This window comes from Agromyces cucurbitae (genome assembly GCF_058349945.1).
Genome location: NZ_JBYRES010000004.1, coordinates 248,188 through 268,659 on the forward strand (window position 1 = coordinate 248,188; position 20,472 = coordinate 268,659).

General features: G+C 71.8%; 18 protein-coding genes. 3 read left to right on the forward strand and 15 right to left on the reverse strand.

Going from position 1 to position 20,472, the window contains the following annotated elements; all coding sequences use genetic code 11:
* Positions 1 to 43 precede the first annotated feature (43 nt).
* The 6 genes from atpB to AC3RJ6_RS15775 all read right to left on the reverse strand — a co-directional run bounded on the left by atpB (position 44) and on the right by AC3RJ6_RS15775 (position 5,572).
* On the reverse strand, positions 44 to 841 hold the full coding sequence (atpB, locus tag AC3RJ6_RS15750; protein ID WP_491428341.1) for a F0F1 ATP synthase subunit A: 798 nt from the start codon (positions 839 to 841) through the stop codon (positions 44 to 46).
* A gap of 166 nt (positions 842 to 1,007) precedes the next feature.
* Positions 1,008 to 1,487 (reverse strand): Cg1360 family ATP-synthase-associated protein, encoded by a 480-nt coding sequence (locus AC3RJ6_RS15755; RefSeq protein ID WP_491428050.1) that lies wholly within the window; start codon positions 1,485 to 1,487, stop codon positions 1,008 to 1,010.
* Between the two features lie 58 nt (positions 1,488 to 1,545).
* Positions 1,546 to 2,805, reverse strand: a complete 1,260-nt coding sequence (locus tag AC3RJ6_RS15760; protein WP_491428051.1) for an MraY family glycosyltransferase — start codon at positions 2,803 to 2,805, stop codon at positions 1,546 to 1,548.
* On the reverse strand, positions 2,802 to 3,668 hold the full coding sequence (locus AC3RJ6_RS15765) for an L-threonylcarbamoyladenylate synthase (protein ID WP_491428052.1): 867 nt from the start codon (positions 3,666 to 3,668) through the stop codon (positions 2,802 to 2,804). Before AC3RJ6_RS15765 ends, AC3RJ6_RS15760 begins: the two co-directional genes overlap by 4 nt.
* A 112-nt stretch (positions 3,669 to 3,780) precedes the next feature.
* Entirely contained in the window at positions 3,781 to 4,614 is an 834-nt protein-coding gene (locus AC3RJ6_RS15770; protein WP_491428053.1) for an ABC transporter permease, read from the reverse strand.
* Between the two features lie 37 nt (positions 4,615 to 4,651).
* Positions 4,652 to 5,572, reverse strand: a complete 921-nt coding sequence (locus AC3RJ6_RS15775) for an ATP-binding cassette domain-containing protein (RefSeq protein WP_491428054.1) — start codon at positions 5,570 to 5,572, stop codon at positions 4,652 to 4,654.
* A 129-nt stretch (positions 5,573 to 5,701) separates the two neighbouring features.
* Here AC3RJ6_RS15775 and AC3RJ6_RS15780 point away from each other — a divergent pair, with 129 nt between their 5' ends.
* Positions 5,702 to 6,709 (forward strand): TetR/AcrR family transcriptional regulator, encoded by a 1,008-nt coding sequence (locus AC3RJ6_RS15780; protein WP_491428055.1) that lies wholly within the window; start codon positions 5,702 to 5,704, stop codon positions 6,707 to 6,709.
* A 1-nt stretch (position 6,710) separates the two neighbouring features.
* Here AC3RJ6_RS15780 and prmC read toward each other — a convergent pair whose 3' ends face one another.
* A complete protein-coding gene (gene prmC, locus AC3RJ6_RS15785) occupies positions 6,711 to 7,550 on the reverse strand; it encodes a peptide chain release factor N(5)-glutamine methyltransferase (protein WP_491428342.1) in 840 nt (279 codons plus the stop codon).
* Between the two features lie 127 nt (positions 7,551 to 7,677).
* Here prmC and cysK point away from each other — a divergent pair, with 127 nt between their 5' ends.
* Together cysK and epsC are read left to right on the forward strand one after the other, a co-directional pair.
* A complete protein-coding gene (gene cysK, locus AC3RJ6_RS15790) occupies positions 7,678 to 8,613 on the forward strand; it encodes a cysteine synthase A (protein ID WP_491428056.1) in 936 nt (311 codons plus the stop codon).
* A gap of 4 nt (positions 8,614 to 8,617) precedes the next feature.
* Positions 8,618 to 9,196, forward strand: a complete 579-nt coding sequence (gene epsC / locus AC3RJ6_RS15795) for a serine O-acetyltransferase EpsC (RefSeq protein WP_491428057.1) — start codon at positions 8,618 to 8,620, stop codon at positions 9,194 to 9,196.
* 96 nt (positions 9,197 to 9,292) lie between these two features.
* On the opposite strand, the gene prfA is transcribed toward epsC, so the two are convergent.
* The 8 genes from prfA to argS form a co-directional block, all read right to left on the reverse strand.
* On the reverse strand, positions 9,293 to 10,369 hold the full coding sequence (gene prfA, locus AC3RJ6_RS15800) for a peptide chain release factor 1 (RefSeq protein ID WP_491428058.1): 1,077 nt from the start codon (positions 10,367 to 10,369) through the stop codon (positions 9,293 to 9,295).
* Positions 10,370 to 10,376: 7 nt separating this feature from the next.
* Complete coding sequence (rho, locus tag AC3RJ6_RS15805) at positions 10,377 to 12,515, reverse strand: transcription termination factor Rho (RefSeq protein WP_491428059.1); 2,139 nt, start codon at positions 12,513 to 12,515, stop codon at positions 10,377 to 10,379.
* Between the two features lie 380 nt (positions 12,516 to 12,895).
* The gene (gene thrB, locus AC3RJ6_RS15810) at positions 12,896 to 13,840 is read right to left on the reverse strand and encodes a homoserine kinase (RefSeq protein WP_491428060.1); all 945 of its coding nucleotides are present in this window, start codon (positions 13,838 to 13,840) and stop codon (positions 12,896 to 12,898) included.
* On the reverse strand, positions 13,837 to 14,946 hold the full coding sequence (gene thrC / locus AC3RJ6_RS15815) for a threonine synthase (protein ID WP_491428061.1): 1,110 nt from the start codon (positions 14,944 to 14,946) through the stop codon (positions 13,837 to 13,839). Before thrC ends, thrB begins: the two co-directional genes overlap by 4 nt.
* Positions 14,943 to 16,253: a homoserine dehydrogenase gene (locus AC3RJ6_RS15820; RefSeq protein ID WP_491428062.1), complete on the reverse strand. Its 1,311-nt coding sequence runs from the start codon at positions 16,251 to 16,253 to the stop codon at positions 14,943 to 14,945. The genes thrC and AC3RJ6_RS15820 overlap by 4 nt, the downstream gene beginning before the upstream one ends.
* The gene (gene lysA / locus AC3RJ6_RS15825; RefSeq protein ID WP_491428063.1) at positions 16,250 to 17,731 is read right to left on the reverse strand and encodes a diaminopimelate decarboxylase; all 1,482 of its coding nucleotides are present in this window, start codon (positions 17,729 to 17,731) and stop codon (positions 16,250 to 16,252) included. The genes AC3RJ6_RS15820 and lysA overlap by 4 nt, the downstream gene beginning before the upstream one ends.
* Before the next feature lie 143 nt (positions 17,732 to 17,874).
* Entirely contained in the window at positions 17,875 to 18,738 is an 864-nt protein-coding gene (locus tag AC3RJ6_RS15830; RefSeq protein ID WP_491428064.1) for an LmeA family phospholipid-binding protein, read from the reverse strand.
* Positions 18,739 to 18,766: 28 nt separating this feature from the next.
* Positions 18,767 to 20,440 carry an arginine--tRNA ligase gene (gene argS / locus AC3RJ6_RS15835; protein WP_491428065.1) on the reverse strand — a complete coding sequence of 558 codons (1,674 nt, stop codon included), beginning with the start codon at positions 20,438 to 20,440 and terminating at the stop codon, positions 18,767 to 18,769.
* Positions 20,441 to 20,472 lie beyond the last annotated feature (32 nt).

Below are 20,472 nucleotides of genomic sequence, written 5' to 3' on the forward strand. Positions count from 1 at the left end.
GTTGGGTTTCCTTTCCTAGGGATGTTTCGGGCGGGCGCCCGGCTCAGTGCTCTTCTGCGACCGCGAGCTGGATGTAGACCGCGGTGAGAAGTGCGAAGACGTAGGCCTGCAGGACGGCGACGAGGACTTCGAACAGCGTGAACGCGAGTCCGAAGGCCAGGGTGCCGGCGCCGAGGAGGGTCCACCAGCCGCTGAGCTGGAAGACGAAGAACTGCGTGGCCGCGAAGAAGAGCACGAGCAGCAGGTGGCCGACGATCATGTTCATCATGAGTCGGAGCGTCAGCGTGATCGGGCGGATGATGAAGGTCGAGATGAACTCGATCGGCGTGACGATGATGTACACCGGCCACGGCACGCCCGCGGGGAAGAGCGAGTTCTTGAAGAAGTTCTTGGGGCTCTTCTTGACGCCTGCGTAGATGAACGTGATGTACGCGACGATCGCGAGCACGAGCGGAACGCCGATGACCGAGGTGCCCGCGATGTTGAGGCCCGGGATGACGCCTGTCAGGTTCATGAACAGGATCATGAAGAACATGGTCGTGAGGATCGGCAGGAACCGCTTGCCGTCCTTCTTGCCGAGCAGGTCGTCCGCGATGTTCACGCGCACCATGTCGAGGCCCATCTCGACGAGGCTCTGGAAGCGACCCGGGACGATCTTCATGCGGCGGGTGCCGAGCCAGAAGACGAGGAAGAGGGCGATGACCGCGACCCAGCGAACCAGGATGATGCGGTTGATCTCGAAGGCCGTGTCCTCGAACAGGAGCGGACCGGGGAAGAACTCCTCGATCGACGGACCGTGGAACTCACCGTCTTCGGTGGCAGTCGGAACCAGCAGGTTCAGAGCGTGTGCTAGCAGCGCTATCTCCTGTTTCGGGGCGTGGAGCAGGGCTCTCGCGACGACGAACATCGGAAACGGATTTCACACAGGCCTGAACCCGGCGAAAACCGTGGGGGATCGGGAATACTCTAGCAAGACTTCTACGAGCAGACGAATTCGCGATCGAAGGTTATTCGTCGTCGGGCGCCTTGGGCAGTTCGACGTCGCTCGCGTAGGGCAGGCGGGACTTCGCGACGACGAGCACGTCGACCACGAGCGAGGCCAGCACACCGGCCACGAGGCTGAGGAACAGCACGGTCGTATCGAGCCATTCGGCGTCGCGCAGCACGACGACGAGCACGATGAAGACGATGAACTTCAGGAGCCAGCCGCCGAGCACGATCCCGAAGAACGCGCCCACGAAGAGGTCGCTGCCGGCGAAGCGGTTCGCGAGCAGGATGCTCGCCGCGGTGATGCCCATGAACACCACGGCCATGACCGTTCCGATGAGCGCGCCCCAGAGCCCGGGCAAGCCCGCGAAGACGAGGCCGAGTACGGCGCTCACGACGAGGATGACGGCCGCGAGCACCCCTCCCCACGCGAGAGCGCGCTTCAGGACGGGGTTCGAGGTGGGGGTGCGGTCGGCCGATTCGCGGCGTTCGTCGGTCATCATGCTCCAGTGCCCGGGTCGGGGCTGCGGTCGGCCGATTCGCGGCGTGCGCCGGTCATCATGCTCCAGTCGAGGGGTCGCCCGATTCTACCGAGGGCGAAGCTGCGAGTTCGTCGGCGCCGGCGGCCTCGGCCGGCGCGCCGACGGGCGCCGCGGCCGACGGGCGCTCCTCCGCTGCGACGGTGAGGCGCTTGCGCCGGCCGAGCGGGGCGAGCGTGATGATCGTGCACGCCAGGAATCCGACGCCGAGGAACACGAAGGCCCACCACGTGCTGAGGTGGAAGTACACCGGCAGCACGTAGGTGAGGAGGCATCCGACCGACGCGACCGCCGTCCAGCCGTACAGGATGAGCACGGCGTTGAGGTGCGAGTGGCCCATGTCGAGCAGTCGGTGGTGCAGGTGCTTGCGGTCGGCGGCGAAGGGCGACTTGCCCGCGCGCAGGCGCCGGATCACCGCCATGCCGAAGTCGAGCAGCGGGATGATGAGCACGACGAACGGCAGGATGATCGGCATGAACGCGGCGAACAGCTCGCTGAAGCCGACGCCGACCGGGTTGATCTGGCCGGTCACGGCGATCGCCGAGGTCGCCATGAGCAGGCCGATGAGCAGCGCGCCGGCGTCGCCCATGAAGAGCTTCGCGGGGTGCCAGTTGAGCGGCAGGAAGCCGGCGCACGCACCCACGATCACGACGGCGAGCAACGAAGCGAGGTTGAAGTAGTTGAGGGGCGAGGTCTGCTGCACGAGCAGGTACGTGTAGAGGAAGAACACGCCGTTGGCGATGAGCGAGACGCCGGCGACGAGGCCGTCGAGGCCGTCGATGAAGTTGACGGCGTTCATCACGAGCACGATCGTGAAGACCGTGAGCGTCGCGCTCACCCACGACGGGATGAGCGTGATGCCTGCGATCGGCAGCGACACGATCGACACGCCCTGCCAGGCGATGAGGCCGGCGGCGATGAACTGGCCGGCGAGCTTCGTGGTCCAGTCGAGGTCCCAGATGTCGTCGGCGACGCCGATCAGCACGATGAGCAGCGCCGCGCCGAGGATCGCGAGCATCTGCGCCGGGCTCTGGAAGATGATCGCGACGTTCGCGAAGCGCTGGATGCCGAGGGTCGACACGAACGCCGCTGCGCCGATCGCCACGAGGATGCCGATGAACATCGCGATGCCGCCGAGCCGGGGCGTCGGCCGGGTGTGCACGTCGCGCTCGCGGATCTTCGGGTAGAGCCGGTACTTGTGGCTCAGCTTCCAGACGAGGATCGACCCGCCGAACGTGACGAGCGCGGCGAGCAGCGCGAGCGACAGGAAGAGGGTCATGAGGCGGCGGGACCCGCTTCGTCGGCCGCCGTCGCGGTCGTCTCCGCACTGTCGGTCGACTCGTCGCCGGTGGGCTCGCCTGCGGCGGTCGCCTCGCCTGCGGCGGTCGCCTCGCCTGCGGCGGTCGCCTCCTCGACGGCCGGGTCGGATGCCTCGCCCGGGTCGGATGCCTCGGGTGCGAGCAGCTCCTCCCCCACGACCGCGGCGATGCGCTCGCGCGAGATGACGCCGGCGCGCACGATGCGCAGCACGCCCCCCGACTCCGTGAGGCCCGTCGCGTCGACGATCGTCGACGAGGTGTCGCCGGGCCGTTCGCCGATGGCCTCGTAGCCGGTGCCCGCCTCGCCGCCGTCGAGGTACACCGCCACCGACTCGCCGAGCATCTCGAGCGCGCTCGCGGCCGTCTTCGCCGAGGGCATGCCCGAGAGGTTCGCCGACGAGACCGCGAGGGGGCCCGTCTCGGCGAGGAGCTCGAGCGCGATCGGGTTCGCGGGCATGCGCAGGGCGACCGTGCCGCGGGTCTCGCCGAGATCCCACTGCAGCGACGGCTGCGCGCGCAGGATCACGGTGAGCCCGCCGGGCCAGAACTCGGCGACGAGGTCGCGCACGGCCGAGGGTACGTCGGTCGCGAGGGCGTCGAGCGTCGGCAGGCCCGGGATGAGCACGGGCGGCGGCGACGTGCGCTCGCGGCCCTTCGCCTCGAGCAGCCGGCCGACGGCGTTCGCGTTGAACGCGTCGGCGGCGACGCCGTAGACCGTGTCGGTCGGCAGCACGACGAGTTCGCCGCGACCGACGGCCGCCCGCGCGAGTCGCATGCCGGTGAGCAGCTGGGAGTCGACCGAGCAGTCGTAGGTGGCAGTCATGACCTGCCGATTCTAGACCAGCGGCCGTGTGCGCTCGGATGCCGCGGGCGGCGTTCGCCCGCGGCATCCGAGCGTCGTGCCGAACCCTTCGGCCGGCCGACGACCGCCGGGATCAGCGTCGCCCCGCCTTGCGGCGGAACAGCCAGGCGCCCCACACGAGCGCGACGACCACGATCGCCGCGCACCAGGCGACGGCGAGCCAGGCCGAGTCGCCCATCGGCGTGCCGACGAGGAGCGACCGGAGCGATTCGATCACGGGCGTGATCGGCTGGTTCTCGGCGAACCACTGGAGCCACTCGGGCATGGTGTCGACGGGCACGAAGGCGCTCGAGACGTACGGCAGGAACAGCAGGATGAACCCGTACCCGCTCGCGGCCTCGGGCGTGCGGGCGGCGAGCCCGATCACCGCGAACAGCGACGTGATCGCGAGGATGTACAGCCCCACGATCGCGACGGCGCCGAGCCAGTCGAGCGCCGTCGCATCGGGGCTGAACCCGACGAGGAACGCGACGGCGATGACGACCCCCGTCGCGATGAGGTTGCGCGCGAGGCTCGCGACGATGTGGCCGCTGAGCACGGCGCCGCTGCGGAGCGGCATGGTGCGGAACCGGTCGATGATGCCGGTCGTCATGTCGCGCGAGACCGAGATGGCGGTCGACGACGCGCCGAACCCCGCGCACAGCAGGATGATGCCGGGCACGACGTAGTCGACGTAGCCGCCCGACGGGTCGATCGCGTTGCCGAAGATGAAGGTGAACATCAGCATGAGCATCACCGGCAGCATGATCGCCATGCTGAGCGCCTCGACGTCGCGGGTCGAGTGGATGATGCTGCGGCCGATGAAGACGCGGTCGGCCGCGAATCCGCGCAGGCGCGGACGGAGGCGGGGCGCGGTGCCGGCCGCGGCGGAGGCACGGCCCGAAGGGGTCGCGGTGAGCGTGGTCATGGTGCGGGCTCCGTTTCGTTCGATGGGTTCGGTGCGGTCAGTCGGCGGCGACGAGGTCGAGATCGGATGCCCCGGCCACGACGGCACCGTGATCGCCGTCGGTGATGGCGAGGAACACGTCGTCGAGGCTCGGCCGGCGGATCGTGACGTGCGCACCCGTCGGGGCGGCCTCGCGGTCGAGTTCGTCGATCGCCGCGCGCAGTCCGTGCACGCTGCCGTCGGTCGGCAGCTCGCGCAGGACCAGGCCGTCGGCGTCGCGCAGTTCGACGACCTCGCCGCCGACGCGCGCCTTGAGCTCGTCGGCCGTGCCGACCGCCGCGATGCGGCCCCGGTCGAGCACCGCGATGCAGTCGGCGAGCCGATCGGCCTCCTCGAGGTACTGCGTGGTGAGGAAGACGGTCGTGCCGGCATCGGCGAGCGACGTGATGACGTTCCAGAGCTCCTGGCGACTCCGCGTGTCGAGCCCGGTCGTCGGCTCGTCGAGGAAGAGCACCGGCACCTCGACCACGAGGCTCAGCGCGAGGTCGAGACGGCGGCGCATGCCGCCGGAGTACGTGGAGACCCTGCGCCCCGCCGCCTGCGCGAGGCCGAAGCGCTCGATGAGCTCGGCCGCACGCGCGGCGGCGGCACGCCGGCCGAGGCCCGAGAGCCGGCCCATCATGACGAGGTTCTCGGTCGCGGTGAGCACTTCGTCGACCGCAGCGGACTGACCCGTCACGGCGATGCGCTGCTGCACGTCGACGGGGTGCCCGACGACGTCGTACCCGGCGACGGTCGCCGAGCCGGCGTCGGGACGCACGAGCGTCGTCAGGATGTTGATGGTCGTCGTCTTGCCTGCGCCGTTCGGGCCGAGCAGCGCGAAGACGCTGCACGAGGGGACGGCGAGATCGAGGCCCGCGAGGACCTCGGTGCGACCGAACGCCTTGCGGAGGCCGCGTGCGTCGATGGCGAGCTGCATGTCGTGCTCCTGTCGATCGGGGTTCGCGCCAACCGTTGCGTATGGCGCAAACTGTTTATGTCATGCACTGTTGTTTAAGTAATACACAGTTCTAGACTGAGGTCAACCCGCCGAACGGAACGGAGCCGAATGAGCGACGAGCGAGCCGACCCCGAACTCCCCCGCGCCGTCGCGCTCGCGTGGGGCGTCGCCGCCCACCCCCAGCGCGGCCCGAAGCGCGAGCTCTCGATCGAGCGCATCGTCGACGCGGCGATCGAGATCGCCGATGCGGAGGGCCTCGCGGCGGTGTCGATGAGCCGGGTGGCGAGCTCGCTCGGGTTCACGACGATGTCGCTCTACCGCTACGTGACGAGCAAGGACGACCTGATCCTGCTCATGCAGGAAGGCGCCGTCGAGCCGCCCGTTCCCGACGAGACGCTCGACCGCGGCTGGCGCGAGGGCGTCACCGCGTGGGTGCTCTCGATGCGCGCCGTCTACCGCGAGCACCCGTGGCTCGTCGACATCCCGATCTCGGGCGCGCCGATCACGCCGAACAGCCTGCTCCTCGTCGACTGGTTCCTGCGCGAGGTGCGCGACCTGCCCCTGAGCGACGGCGAGAAGATGTCGGCGCTGCTGCTGCTCACGAGCTACGCGCGGGCCACGAGCGCCCAGGAGCGCGACCTCCGCGTCGCCGCCGAGATGGCCGCGGACCCGGGCGAGGTCACGGGCGAGAGCGCGTTCGCCGCCCTGAACGAGCTCGTGACGCCCGAGCGGTTCCCGTACCTCAGTCCCCTGCTCGCCGCGGGCGGCTACGTCGCCGAGCCCGGCACCCACCCCGGCGAGACCGACGACGACTTCTCGTTCGGGCTCCTCCGCATCCTCGACGGCATCGAGCACCACGTCGACCGCCAGGCCGGTGGTTCGCCGGCCGCCGAGCCCGACGCCGAGCCCGACGCCGTGCCCGAGCTGCCGCCCCAGCTCGAGCTTCCCCGCGACCAGCGGGTGCGCGACGCGGCCAAGGCCCGGCGAGAGGCCGAGAAGGCCGTGCGCGAGGCGCAGAAGGCGCTGCGCGAGGCGCAGAAGCGCGAGCGCGAGGCGATCAAGCACGCGCTCGAGCGCGAGCGGAACGCCCGCGAGAGGGCCGAGCGCGCGAAGTAGGTCAGCGCAGGGCCGTCGTCGCCCGGTCGCGCCCAGTGAGGTCGCGGTGGTGCGCGATCGCCCGCCAGCCGTCGGCCGTGAGCAGTGCCCCGATCTCGGCGGACTGCGCCTCGCCGTGCTCGATCACGAGCACGCCGCCGTCTCGCAGCAGCGCGAGCGCCCGCTGCGAGAGCACCCGCACGACGTCGAGCCCGTCGGCGCCGCCGTAGAGCGCCGCCTCGGGGTCGTGCAGCCGCACCTCGGGGTCGCGCGGAATCGCGCCGAGCGGAATGTACGGCGGGTTCGAGACGACGACCGAGACCCGTCCGTCGAGCTCGGGCAGCGCGGTCGCGAGGTCGCCGAAGACGAGCTCGAGGTTCGGGGCGGCGACCTCCTCGACGTTGCGCCGGGTCCACACGAACGCCTCGGGCGACTTCTCGACGGCCCACACGCGCGCATGCGGCACCTCGGTCGCGAGCGCGAGCGCGATCGCCCCCGAGCCCGAACCGAGGTCGATGCCGATGGGCTCGGGGTCGGCCGCAGCGCGCAGCGCGTCGATCGCGAGCTGCGCGACGCCCTCGGTCTCGGGTCGCGGCACGAACACGCCGGGCCCGACCGAGAGCTCGAGCGAGCGGAACGCCGCACGACCCGTCAGGTGCTGCAGTGGCTCGCGGCGGGCGCGTCGCGCGACGAGCGACGCCAGCTCCGCGGCATCCGCCCCATCGATCGTGCCGCCGACCACGAGGCGCGCCTGCACGCCGCCTCGACTCAGCCCGAGCACGTGCCCGATGAGCAGCTCGGCGTCGACGTCGGGGTCGGGAACGCCCGCCGCCGCCAGCGTCGCCGCGATCTCGTCGCGCATCTCGCGCAGGGGTCGGGCAGGCTGTTCGACGGGTGCATCCACGCAATGGAATGTAACGCACACCCACGGCGCGGGCGGCACCCATAGGCTGGGCACGCCCGCAACGCCCCTCGAGAAAGGCCCGACTATGGCTCAGATCTACGACAACATCACGCAGGCGTTCGGCCGCACCCCGCTCGTCCGGCTCAACCGCCTCACCGACGGCGCCGGCGCGACGGTGCTCGCGAAGCTCGAGTTCTACAACCCGTCCGCGAGCGTCAAGGACCGCCTCGGCGTCGGCATCGTCGACGCGGCCGAGGCCTCGGGCGAGCTGCAGCCCGGCGGCACGATCGTCGAGGGCACGAGCGGCAACACGGGCATCGCCCTCGCCGCGATCGGCGCCGCGCGCGGCTACAAGGTCATCCTCGCGATGCCCGAGACGATGTCGAAGGAGCGCAAGTCGCTGCTCAAGGCCTACGGGGCCGAGCTCGTGCTCACGCCGGGCTCCGAGGGCATGAAGGGCGCTGTCGCGAAGGCCGAGGAGATCGCCGCGTCGACCCCCGGCGCGATCCTCGCCCGGCAGTTCGAGAACCAGGCCAACGTTGAGATCCACCGCCGCACCACGGCCGAGGAGGTCTGGGAAGACACCGACGGCGGCGTCGACATCTTCGTCGCGGGCATCGGCACGGGCGGCACCATCTCGGGCGTCGGCCAGGTGCTCAAGGAGCGCAAGCCCGAGGTGCAGGTCGTCGCCGTCGAGCCCGCCGAGTCGCCGATCCTCAACGGCGGCCAGCCCGGCCCGCACAAGATCCAGGGCATCGGCGCGAACTTCGTGCCCGACGTGCTCGACCGCACCGTCTACGACGAGGTGCTCGACGTCAACATCGACCAGGCCGTCGAGACCGCCCGCCGGCTCGGCCAGGAGGAGGGCATCCTCGGCGGCATCTCGTCGGGCGCCACGGTCTACGCCGCCCTCGAGCTCGCGAAGCGCCCCGAGAACGCCGGCAAGACGATCGTCGTGATCGTCGCGAGCTACGGCGAGCGGTATCTCTCGACCGTCCTGTACGAGGGTCTGCTTGACTGATCGCGTGACGATCCGCTCGCGCCTGAAGGAAGACCTCGCGACCGCCCGTGCCCACGACCCTGCGGCACGGAGCGGGCTCGAGGTCTTCCTCGTGTACTCCGGCCTGCACGCCATCTGGACCTATCGGCTCACGCACCGCATGTGGGTCGCCGGCTGGCGGTTCCCGGCCCGGCTCATCTCGCAGTTCGCGCGGTTCCTCACGGGCATCGAGATCCACCCCGGTGCGACCATCGGCCGCCGCTTCTTCATCGACCACGGCATGGGCGTCGTGATCGGCGAGACCGCGATCGTCGGCGACGACGTCATGCTCTACCACGGGGTCACCCTGGGCGGAAAGGCTCCGCGCCACACCCCGCCCGGCACGAAACGCCACCCCACGCTCGACGACGGCGTCACGGTCGGCGCGGGTGCGAAGATCCTCGGCGACATCACGATCGGGGCCTGGAGCGCGGTCGGCGCGAACGCCGTCGTGACCCGGGGCGCTCCCCCGCACTCACTCGTCGTCGGCGTGCCCGCGACCGTGCGGCCGCTCTCGCACGCGACGGCCGACGCGGCCCGCGGCGTGCACGACTGGCACATCTAGCCCCGAACACGACGGATGCCCCGTGGCCGGCCGGCCACGGGGCATCCGCGTTCGAGCGCGCCGTCGGCGCTGCGCGCGCAGCGAACGGTGCTGCGGCTACTCCCCGCCGAGGTCGGCGAGACGAGCCTCCTCGTCGGCGTGGATCGCCGACTCGATGAGCGGCTCGAGTGCGCCGTTCATGACCTGGTCGAGGTTGTAGGCCTTGTAGCCCGTGCGGTGGTCGGCGATGCGGTTCTCGGGGAAGTTGTACGTGCGGATGCGCTCGGAGCGGTCCATCGACCGGATCTGCGACTTGCGCGCGTCGGACGCCGCGGCCGCGAGCTCCTCCTGCTGGCGGGCGAGCAGGCGCGCGCGCAGCACGCGCATGGCCGCCTCGCGGTTCTGCAGCTGCGACTTCTCGTTCTGCATCGACACGACGATGCCGGTCGGCAGGTGGGTGATGCGCACCGCCGAGTCGGTCGTGTTGACCGACTGGCCGCCGGGGCCGCTCGAGCGGTACACGTCGATCTTGAGGTCGTTCTGGTTGATGTCGACCTCTTCGGGCTCGTCGACCTCGGGGAAGACGAGCACGCCCGTCGTCGAGGTGTGGATGCGCCCCTGGGTCTCGGTGACGGGCACCCGCTGCACGCGGTGCACGCCGCCCTCGTACTTGAGGTGCGCCCAGACGCCCTGGGAGGGGTCGGTCGCGTTCGACTTGATCGCGACCTGCACGTCCTTGTAGCCGCCGAGGTCGGACTCGTTGCGCTCGAGGAGCTCGGTCTTCCAGCCCTTCGACTGCGCGTACTGGATGTACATGCGCAGGAGGTCGGCCGCGAAGAGGGCGCTCTCCGCGCCCCCTTCGCCGCCCTTGATCTCCATGATGACGTCGCGACCGTCGTCGGGGTCGCGCGGGATCAGCAGGCGCCGGAGCTTCTCCTGCGCCTGCGCGAGGCCCTCCTCGAGCGCCGGCACCTCCTCGGCGAAGGCGTCATCCTCTTTCGCCAGCTCGCGCGCCGCGTCGAGGTCCTCCTGCGCCTGGTGCCAGGCCTGGTTCGCCGCGACGATCCGGCTCAGCTCGGCGTAGCGCCGATTGACCTTCTTCGCCCGCGCAGCGTCGGCGTGCAGCGCCGGGTCGGCGAGCTCCTCCTGCAGCTGCGCGTGCTCGTCGAGCAGCGGCTGAACCGATTCGAACACGGATGCCTCAGCGGTGGTCGGTCTCGTGCCCGTGCGAGTTGCCGTGGCCGGCGACCGGCATCGACTTCTGCATGAGCAGCAGGAACTCGGCGTTCGACTGGGTCTCCTTCAGGCGGCCCAGCACGGCCTCGAGCGCGGGCTGCTGGTCGAGGCCCGCGAGGGCGCGACGCAGCTTCCACGTGATCTTGACCTCGTCGGGGCTCAGCAGCATCTCCTCGCGACGGGTCGACGACGCGTTGACGTCGACGGCCGGGAAGATGCGCTTGTCGGCGAGCTGGCGCGAGAGGCGCAGCTCGCTGTTGCCGGTGCCCTTGAACTCCTCGAAGATGACCTCGTCCATCTTCGAGCCGGTCTCGACGAGCGCGGTCGCGAGGATGGTGAGCGAGCCGCCGTTCTCGATGTTGCGCGCGGCGCCGAAGAAGCGCTTCGGCGGGTACAGCGCCGACGCGTCGACGCCGCCCGAGAGGATGCGGCCCGAGGCGGGCGCCGCCAGGTTGTAGGCGCGGCCGAGGCGGGTGATCGAGTCGAGCAGCACGACGACGTCGTGGCCGAGCTCGACGAGGCGCTTCGCACGCTCGATGGCGAGCTCGGCGACCGTCGTGTGGTCTTCGGCCGGACGGTCGAACGTCGAGGCGATGACCTCGCCCTTGACCGTGCGCTGCATGTCGGTGACCTCTTCGGGGCGCTCGTCGACGAGCACGACCATGAGGTGCACCTCGGGGTTGTTCTGCGAGATCGCGTTCGCGATCTGCTGCAGCACGATCGTCTTGCCGGCCTTCGGCGGCGCGACGATGAGGCCGCGCTGGCCCTTGCCGATCGGCGCGACGAGGTCGATGATGCGCTGGGTCAGCTTCGTCGGCTCGGTCTCGAGGCGCAGGCGCTCCTGCGGGTAGAGCGGGGTCAGCTTCTGGAAGTCGACGCGAGCGGCGGCCTCGTCGACCGACTGGCCGTTGACCGAGTCGACCTTGACGAGCGCGTTGTACTTCTGGCGGCTCGACTGCTCGCCGTCGCGCGGCTGCTTGATCGCGCCGACGACGGCGTCGCCCTTGCGCAGGTGGTACTTCTTGACCTGGCCGAGCGAGACGTAGACGTCGCTCGGGCCGGGCAGGTAGCCGGTCGTGCGCACGAAGGCGTAGTTGTCGAGGACGTCGAGGATGCCCGCGATCGGGATCAGCACGTCGTCGTCGAGGATCTCGGGCTCGAGCTCGTCGCCGGCACCGCCCTGGCCGCGGCGCTTGCGGTCGCGGTAGCGGCTGCGACGGCCGCCCTCGCCCTCCTGCTTGTCGCCCTGGCCCTTGTCGGCCTGGTTCTGGCCCTGGCCGCCCTGCCCCTTCTCGCCCTGCTTGGCCTTCTCGGCGTCGCCCTGGCGGTCGGCCTGCTTCTGGTCGTCGCCCTTGCGCGACTCGCCGTTCTGGCCCTGGTTCTGGCCGTTGCCGTTCTGGCGGCCGCCCTTCTGGGCGTCGTCGCCGCGCTCGCCGCGCTCGGCGCGCTCGCTGCGGTCGCCGCCGCCGCGACGACCGCGGTTGCGACGGCCGCCCTGGCGCGGCTCCTCCGCGGGCTGCTCGCCCTCGGCGCCCTCGGTGCGGGCACCCTCGCGGGCGCTCTCGCCGGTCGCCGCCGCGAGCTCCTCGCGCACGGCGGCGCGGGCGGCCTCGCGGGCCTCGTCGTCGTTCGTCGCGGGCACGAGGCCCACGCCGGCGCCGCCGCCGTTGACGTGCTGTGCGGCCGCGGTGGTCGCGCTCGTCGCACGACGCGGCTGGCGACCACGACGCGGGGCGGATGCCTCGGCCGGGGCTTCGGCCCCGGGGGCCTCGACGGCCGGTGCCTGGGCGGGCTCGTCGGCCGGAGCCGCATCGGCGACGGGGGCCGCGTCGGCGGCGGGAGCCGCGTCTGCGGGGGCCTCGGCGGCCGGTGCGGGGGCCTCGGCGGCCGGTGCGGCGGCCTCGACGCCGTCGACGTCGAGCGTGGGGGCGACGTCGCCCTCGGCCCGACGGGCGGTGATCGCCTCGACGAGTTCGCCCTTGCGGAGCTTGGAGGCGCCCACGATGCCGAGCGAGGCCGCGAGCTCCTGGAGCTCGGCGACCTTGAGGCCGGTGAGAGGGGCGCCGTTCGCCACGCCTGCAGCGTGGTCGGATGCGTTGGTCACTGGGTGTTTTCCTTTCCCCTGGCGCAGAGTGCTGCGCGGCAGGAGAGTTGATCGCAGCCTCGAGCGAGGTCGGCGCGCGCGGCGCAGACTGCGCAAGTGCGAAAGCAAGAGATTGCCGGGAAGTGCACGATGCGGCTCGTGAGCGGTGTCGGGTCTGACGTATCAGCCGCTTCACCCGCCGGGTGCGGTGTCAGTCTAGCACCGTGCGGCCCTGCAGCCCGCCACGCGACGCTCCGTTGTGGAGAACCCCCGGCCGCGACATCCCGTTCGCAGTTCAGGAGCGGCGCGGCGCGTCGCGGCGAGTCGGGCGCCGACACGCCGGGCGACACGCCTCCGCTCCTGAATCGGGCACCGCACGAATGCGGCGTCGTGGGCGAAGGTCAGCCCGCGGCGACCGTCGCGCCCTTGAAATCGACCGCGAGCGGCAGCGACTGCCACGCCGTCTCGGCCTCGCGCTCGACGAGCGCGATCGCCTCGGCCCGCGCGCTCGGGTCGTTCGCGAGCACGAGGATCGACGGGCCGGCGCCCGACACGACGGCGGGATGCCCCGCCTCGCGCAGCGCCCGGATGAGCCGGTCGGTCTCGGGCATGGCCGCTGCGCGGTAGTGCTGGTGCAGCTTGTCCTCGGTCGCCTGGAAGAGCAGCTCGGGGCTCTGGATGAGCGCCGCGACGAGCAGGGCCGAGCGCGACACGTTGAACACCGCGTCCTCGTGCGGCACCTGCTCGGGCTGCAGCGACCGCGCGAGCGCCGTCGACATCTCGTGCTCGGGCACGAGCACGAGCGGCGACACGCCGCGGTGCACGATGAGCTTCTTGTGCCGCGGGCCCTCGGGCGTGACCCACGCGATCGTGAGCCCGCCGAACAGCGCGGGCGCGACGTTGTCGGGGTGGCCTTCGAGCTCGGTCGCGAGCTCGAGCAGGTCGTCGGCCGAGAAGTCGACGACGCCCTCGAGCAGGCCCTTCGCGGCCATGACGCCCGCGACGATGGCCGCCCCCGACGAGCCCAGCCCGCGGCCATGCGGGATCGCGTTGTGCGCGACGAGCCGGACGCCGGGCAGCGGCACACCGGCGCGCTCGAACGTGTGCGCGATCGAGCGCACGACGAGGTGCGACGCGTCGAGCGGCACCTCGCCCTCGCCGACGCCGTGCACCTCGACCTCGACGCCCGCGGGCGTCGCCTGCACCTCGAGCTCGTCGTAGACGGCGAGCGCGAGCCCGAGCGTGTCGAAACCGGGGCCGAGGTTCGCCGAGGTGGCGGGCACCTTGACGTGGACGGTGCGGCCGGCGAGCGGGGTGGTCGCCTCGGCGACGAGCGTGCCGGTCATGACGCGAGTCCCAGCGCCGCGGCGACCTGGGTGGTGTCGACGGGCACGACCGTGGGCTCGACGTCGGAGCCGTCTGCCGTGCGGAGCGCCCACTGCGGGTCCTTCAGGCCGTGGCCGGTCACCGTGAGCACGACTCGCGCACCCTGCGGGACGGCGCCCGCTGCCGAGCGCTCGAGGAGGCCCGCGACCGAGATCGCCGATGCCGGCTCGACGAAGATGCCGACCTCGGCCGAGAGGATGCGCTGCGCCTCGAGGATCGCCGCGTCCTCGATCGCGCCGAAGTAGCCGTCGGTCTCGTCGCGCGCCTGGAGCGCGAGCTCCCACGACGCGGGGTTGCCGATGCGGATGGCGCTCGCGATCGTGTCGGGGTCGCGCACGGGCTCACCGCGCACGATGGGCGCGGAGCCCGCCGCCTGGAAGCCGAACATGCGCGGCATCCGGGTCGCGTTGCCGGCCGCGATGTCCTCGCGATAACCGCGCGTGTAGGCCGTGTAGTTGCCGGCGTTGCCGACGGGCACGATGTGGAGGTCGGGGGCGTCGCCGAGCACCTCGACGACCTCGAACGCCGCCGTCTTCTGGCCCTCGATGCGGTCGTTGTTGACCGAGTTCACGAGGTGCACCGGATAGTTCGCCGAGAGCTCCCGGGCGATGTCGAGGCAGTCGTCGAAGGTGCCCTGCACCTGGATGAGCTTCGCGTCGTGCGCGATCGCCTGGCTCAGCTTGCCCATCGCCACCTTGCCCTCGGGCAGCAGCACGGCCGCGCCGATGCCGGCGTGCGTCGCGTAGGCGGCGGCCGAAGCGCTCGTGTTGCCGGTCGAGGCGCAGATGACGACCTTCGCGCCGTGCTCGACCGCCTTCGTGACGGCCATGGTCATGCCCCGGTCCTTGAAGGAGCCAGTCGGGTTCATGCCCTCGAACTTCACCCACACGTCGGCACCCGTGCGGCGCGAGAGCGCGGGCGCCGGGAGGAGCGGCGTGCCGCCCTCGCCGAGGGTCACGACCGGGGTCGCGTCGGTCACGTCGAGGCGATCGGCGTACTCTCGGATGACGCCGCGCCACTGGCGCGATCCGGGCTTCGGCGTGGGCGTCGGGTTGGGGGTGTTCACTGGGCTCCTTCGACTCGGAGGACGGATGCGACGGAGGCGACGACCGGGCTCGCGGCGAGCGCCGCGACCGTGTCGGCGAGCGACGACTCGGTCGCCTCGTGGGTGCCGATGACGAGGGTCGCGCTGCGCGAGCCCTCGCTCACCGTCTGCTGCAGCTGCTCGACCGAGACTCCGTGCTCGGCGAAGATGTGCGCGACCCGCTCGAGCACGCCCGGCTCGTCGGTCACCTCGAGCGTGATCGCGTAGCGCGTCGTGATGCGGCCGATGGGCAGGATCGGCAGCTCGGCCTGGGTCGACTCGGCCGTGCCCGGCCCGCCCGAGACCCGGCGGCGGGCGATCGCGACGAGGTCGCCGAGCACGGCGGAGGCGGTCTGCACTCCCCCGGCTCCGGCGCCGTAGAACATGAGCGGCCCCGCGGCCGAGGCCTCGACGAAGACCGCGTTGTTCGCGCCGTGCACCGCGGCGAGCGGGTGGCTGCGCGGAACGAGCGCCGGGTAGACGCGCGCGGAGACGCCCTCGTCGCCGGTCTCGGCGTCGATGAGTCGCTCGCAGATCGCGAGGAGCTTCACGACGTAGCCGGCACGGCGCGCCGACTCGACCTGGGCCGCCGAGACGCCCGTGATGCCCTCGCGGTGCACGGCCTCGACGGGCACGCTCGTGTGGAACGCGAGGCTCGCGAGGATCGTCGCCTTCTGCGCCGCGTCGTAGCCGCCGATGTCGGCCGTCGGGTCGGCCTCGGCGTAGCCGAGCTCGGTCGCCGTCGCGAGCGCGTCCTCCAGGGAGGCGCCGGTCTGGTCCATGCGGTCGAGGATGAAGTTCGTCGTGCCGTTCACGATGCCGAGGATGCGCTCGACGCGGTCGCCGGCGAGCGACTCGCGCAGCGGGCGGATGATCGGGATCGCCCCCGCGACGGCGGCCTCGTACGAGAGCTGCGCGCCGACCTGCTCGGCGGCGGCGAAGAGCTCGGGTCCGTGCGAGGCGAGCAGCGCCTTGTTGCCCGTGACGACGTCGGCACCCGACGCGATCGCCTGGTGCACGAGCGTGCGCGCCGGCTCGATGCCGCCCATGAGCTCGATGACGACGTCGGAGCCCAGGATGAGCGCCTCGGCGTCGGTCGTCAGCAGCTCGGCGGGCAGGTCGGTGTCGCGTCGCGCGTCGAGGTTGCGCACCGCGATGCCGACGAGCTCGAGGCGCGCACCGACCCGCTGCGCGAGCTCGTCGGCGTGGTCGAGCAGCAGCCGGGCGACCTGCGAGCCGACCGAGCCGGCTCCGAGCAGTCCGACTCGGATGGACCGGTACTCGATCATGCGGGGTTCCCTTCGGTGGCGGTGTCGGCGACGGATGCCGCGTCGGCGGTGGTCTCGGCGCGGGTGGTCCCGGCGCCGGCGGCACCGGTGCCGGCGGCCGGCAGCCCGAGGTCGCGGGCGAGCAGGTCGTCGATGGACTCGCCGCGGACGATGACGCGGGCCTCGCCGTCGCGAACGGCGACGACGGGCGGGCGCGGCACGTGGTTGTAGTTCGAGGCGAGCGACCAGCAGTAGGCGCCGGTCGCGGCGACGGCGACGAGGTCGCCGGGCGTCGTGTCGGCCGGGAGGAACTCGGCGTCGACGACGATGTCGCCGGACTCGCAGTGCTTGCCGACGACTCTGCTGAGCGCGGGCGCCGCCCCGGACGCGCGATTCGCGACCCTCGCCGTGTAGGCCGCGCCGTAGAGGGCCGTGCGCGCGTTGTCGCTCATGCCGCCGTCGACGCTCACGTAGCGCCGGGAGCCGCCCTCGATCGGCACGGGCTTCACGGTGCCGACGGTGTACAGCGTGATGCCGGCCGGCCCGATGATCGAGCGGCCGGGCTCGAACGCGAGCCTCGGCACCGGGATGCCCCGGTCGCGGCATCCCCCGACGACCGCGGCGAGGATGCCGTCGGCGATCTCCTCGATCGGCTGCGGGGTGTCGGCCGCCGTGTAGGCGATGCCGAACCCGCCGCCGAGGTTGAGCTCGGGCAGCGGCTCGGCGGTGCTCAGCTCGGCGTGCGCGGCGAGCAGCCGAGCGGCCGACTCGGCGAAGCCCTCGGCGTCGAAGATCTGCGAACCGATGTGGCAGTGCAGGCCGAGGAACTCGAGCGACGCGTGCGCCCGGATGCGCGTGCCGAGCTCGACGGCGCGCTCGAGCGGCACGCCGAACTTCTGGTCCTCGTGGGAGGTGGCGAGGAACTCGTGCGTCGAGGCGTGCACGCCGCTGTTCACCCGCAGTCGCACCCGCTGCCGCCGGCCGGCGCGCGCGGCGGCCTCGGCGACGCGGTCGATCTCGACCTCGCTGTCGATGATGAGTGCACCGACGCCGACCTCGACCGCGCGGTCGATCTCGGCGGGCGACTTGTTGTTGCCGTGGAAGCCGAGGCGGGCGGGCTCGGCGCCGGCCGCGAGGGCCACCGCGAGCTCGCCGCCCGTGCAGACGTCGACCGCGAGCCCCTCCTCCGTGACCCAGCGCACGACCTCGCCCGACAGGAACGCCTTGCCCGCGTAATAGACGGTCACATCGGTGCCGGCCCGGTGCGCCGCGGTCTCGAACGCGAGGCGCGTGCGACGGGCCCGTGCGCGGGCGTCGGCCTCGTCGACGACGTAGAGCGGGGTGCCGAAGCGTGCGGCGAGCGACACCGCGTCGAGTCCGCCGACCTCGATGCGCCCGGCTGCGTCGCGGCGGGCGCCGGCGGGCCAGACCTGCGGAGCGAGCGCGTCGGCGTCGGCCGGCGCGGCCTGCGCGCCCGGGTCTGCGGAGACGGATGCCACGGGAACCTCACTGAGGGAACGAATCGACGGTCGCTCTCGGCGAGCGAACCCGGATCGGTCCCTGAAGCCTGATGCGTGCCGACCTTGTGGGTCGGACTACCCGCGAGTCTACCGAGGCGCGTCGGCGCAGCCGAATCGACCGATCAGCCGCAGCTGCCCGTGCGGTTCATCGCGTCACCGCCGAGCACGACGTCGTCGCCCGCGAGCTCGGCCCGCACGGTGCCCGGTGCGACCGCGACCGCGGTCACCTCGATGCCCTCGGGCAGGTGCTCGGCGACGCACACCGGCACGGGGTCGTCGCCGAGCAGGCGGTCGACGATCCCCGAGACGTCGATCGAGCCGCCGCCGGCGCCGACCTCGACGCCGACCGGTTCGAGCAGGATGCGGTCGCCCGCAGCCGTGGGCTTCGCGGTCACCTGGTAGCCGACCGGGAATCCGAACACCTCGACGCTGCCCTCGTAGCCGACGGTGCCGTCGCCGAGGGTCACCGTCCCGGTCGCGCCGGGCACGTCGATGAGCTGGTTGAGGGATGCCTCGTCGGCCGACACCGTCGCAGCGAGGTGCCCGATCGGCTGCTCGAGATCGACGGGCACCTGCCGGAGCGCGACGTGCACGTCGATCGGGGCGCCGTCGACCTCGAGGTCGGGCGCGCTGAGCACGACCTCGTCCATCGTCCCGGAGAGGTACTGCGTGATCACCGAGAAGCCGCCGATCGTCACGTCGACGTCGCCCTGCACCTGCTCGGGCAGGTTCGCGGCGATCTCCTCGGCGACGCGCTGTTCGGCCACCCCGCGTGCGACGACGTCGGCCGTGATCGCGATCGCGGCGAGCCCGACGACGACGGCCCCGACGATGATGCCGGCCTTCGCGCCCCGGCCGAGGCGCTTGCGCGGCGCCGGAGCACCGGTCGCGGCATCCGTGCCGGCAGCGGGCCGCCCGTCGACGTCCAGCGGGACGGTCGGCTGCCCATCGGCGTTCAGCGGGACGGTCGGTTGCTCGTCGCTCATCGGTGCCCCCTCGATTCGGTGCGGAGTGCTACATGCGCTCGGGCGCCGAGACGCCGAGCAGGTCGAGCCCGTTGCGGATGACCTGGCCGGTCGCGTCGTTCAGCCAGAGGCGCGTGCGGTGCAGGTCGCCGACCGGCTCGTCGCCGAGCGGCAGTACGCGGCAGTTGTCGTACCAGCGGTGGAAGAGCCCCGCGAGCTCCTCGAGGTACCGCGCGACGCGGTGCGGCTCGCGCAGCTCGGCCGACTGCGCGACGATCCGCGGGAACTCCTGCAGCGCGCCGAGCAGCGCCGACTCGGTCTCGTGCTCGAGCAGCTCGGGCGCGAAGGTCGAGCGGTCGACGCCGGAGTCGGCGGCGTTGCGTGCGACGGCCGACGTGCGGGCGTGCGCGTACTGCACGTAGAACACGGGATTGTCGTTGCCGCGGCGCTGCAGGATCTCGGGGTCGATCGTGAGCGGCGAGTCGGCCGGGTAGCGGGCGAGCGTGTACCGCAGCGCGTCGGTGCCGAGCCAGGCCTGCAGGTCGTCGAGCTCGATGATGTTGCCCGCGCGCTTGGAGAGGCGGGCGCCGTTGACGCTCACGAGCTGGCCGATGAGCACCTCGACGTCGCGCTCGGGGTCGTCGCCCGCTGCGCCGGCGAGCGCCCGCAGCCGGTGCACGTAGCCGTGGTGGTCGGCGCCGAGCAGGTAGATCTTGTGCTTGAAGCCGCGGTCGCCCTTGTCGAGGTACAGCGCGGAGTCGGCCGCGAAGTAGGTCGGCACGCCGTTGCCGCGCACGAAGACCCGGTCCTTGTCGTCGCCGAAATCGGTCGTCTTGACCCAGACCGCGTCGTCGGCGTCGTAGACGTGACCCTGCGCACGGAGCCGCGCGAGCGCCGTGTCGATGTCGCTGAGCCCGTCGTCGCCCTTCGCGTGCAGGCGGCGCTCGCTCGTCCAGATGTCGAAGTGCACGTTGAAGCGCTCGAGGGAGGCCTTGATCTCGGCGAGCTGCAGCTCGTACGCGATCTCGGTCGCGGTGTGCAGCGCGACCTCGTCGTCGAGTTCGGCGAGCTTCGGCTCCCGCTCGAGCACGCGGCCGGCGAGGTCGGCGATGTAACTGCCGGGGTAGCCGCCCTCGGGGGTCGGCTCGCCCTTGGCCGCTGCGAGCACCGAGGCGCCGAAGATCTGCATCTGGTTGCCGGCGTCGTTGATGTAGTACTCGTTCGCCACCTCGGCGCCGGCGGCGCGCAGCACGCGGCTGATCGAGTCACCGAGCGCGGCCCAGCGGGTGTGCCCGATGTGCAGCGGCCCGGTCGGGTTGGCGGAGACGAACTCGAGGTTGATGACGGCCCCGGCGAGCGCGTCGCTGCGGCCGTAGTCGGCCCCCCGCTCGACGATCGTCTTCGCGAGCGCGCCGGCGGCGGCGGCGTCGAGCCGGATGTTGATGAAGCCGGGACCGGCGATCTCGGCGCTCGCGACGCCGTCGATGCCGGCGAGCGCGGGAGCGAGTTCGGACGCGACCTCGCGGGGGTTCATGCCGAGGGGCTTCGCGATGCGCAGGGCGATCGACGAGGCCCAGTCGCCGTGCTCCCGGAGCTTCGGGCGCTCGAGCACGACATCGCCCGGTTCGAGCCGCAGGTCGACCTCGACGCCGGCCGCACGACGTCGCTCGACGAGTGCGAGGACGAGGTCGTACAGGGCGTTGGCGAGATCGGCTGGAGTCACCCGCAAATCCTATCCGCCTCATTGATAAGGTT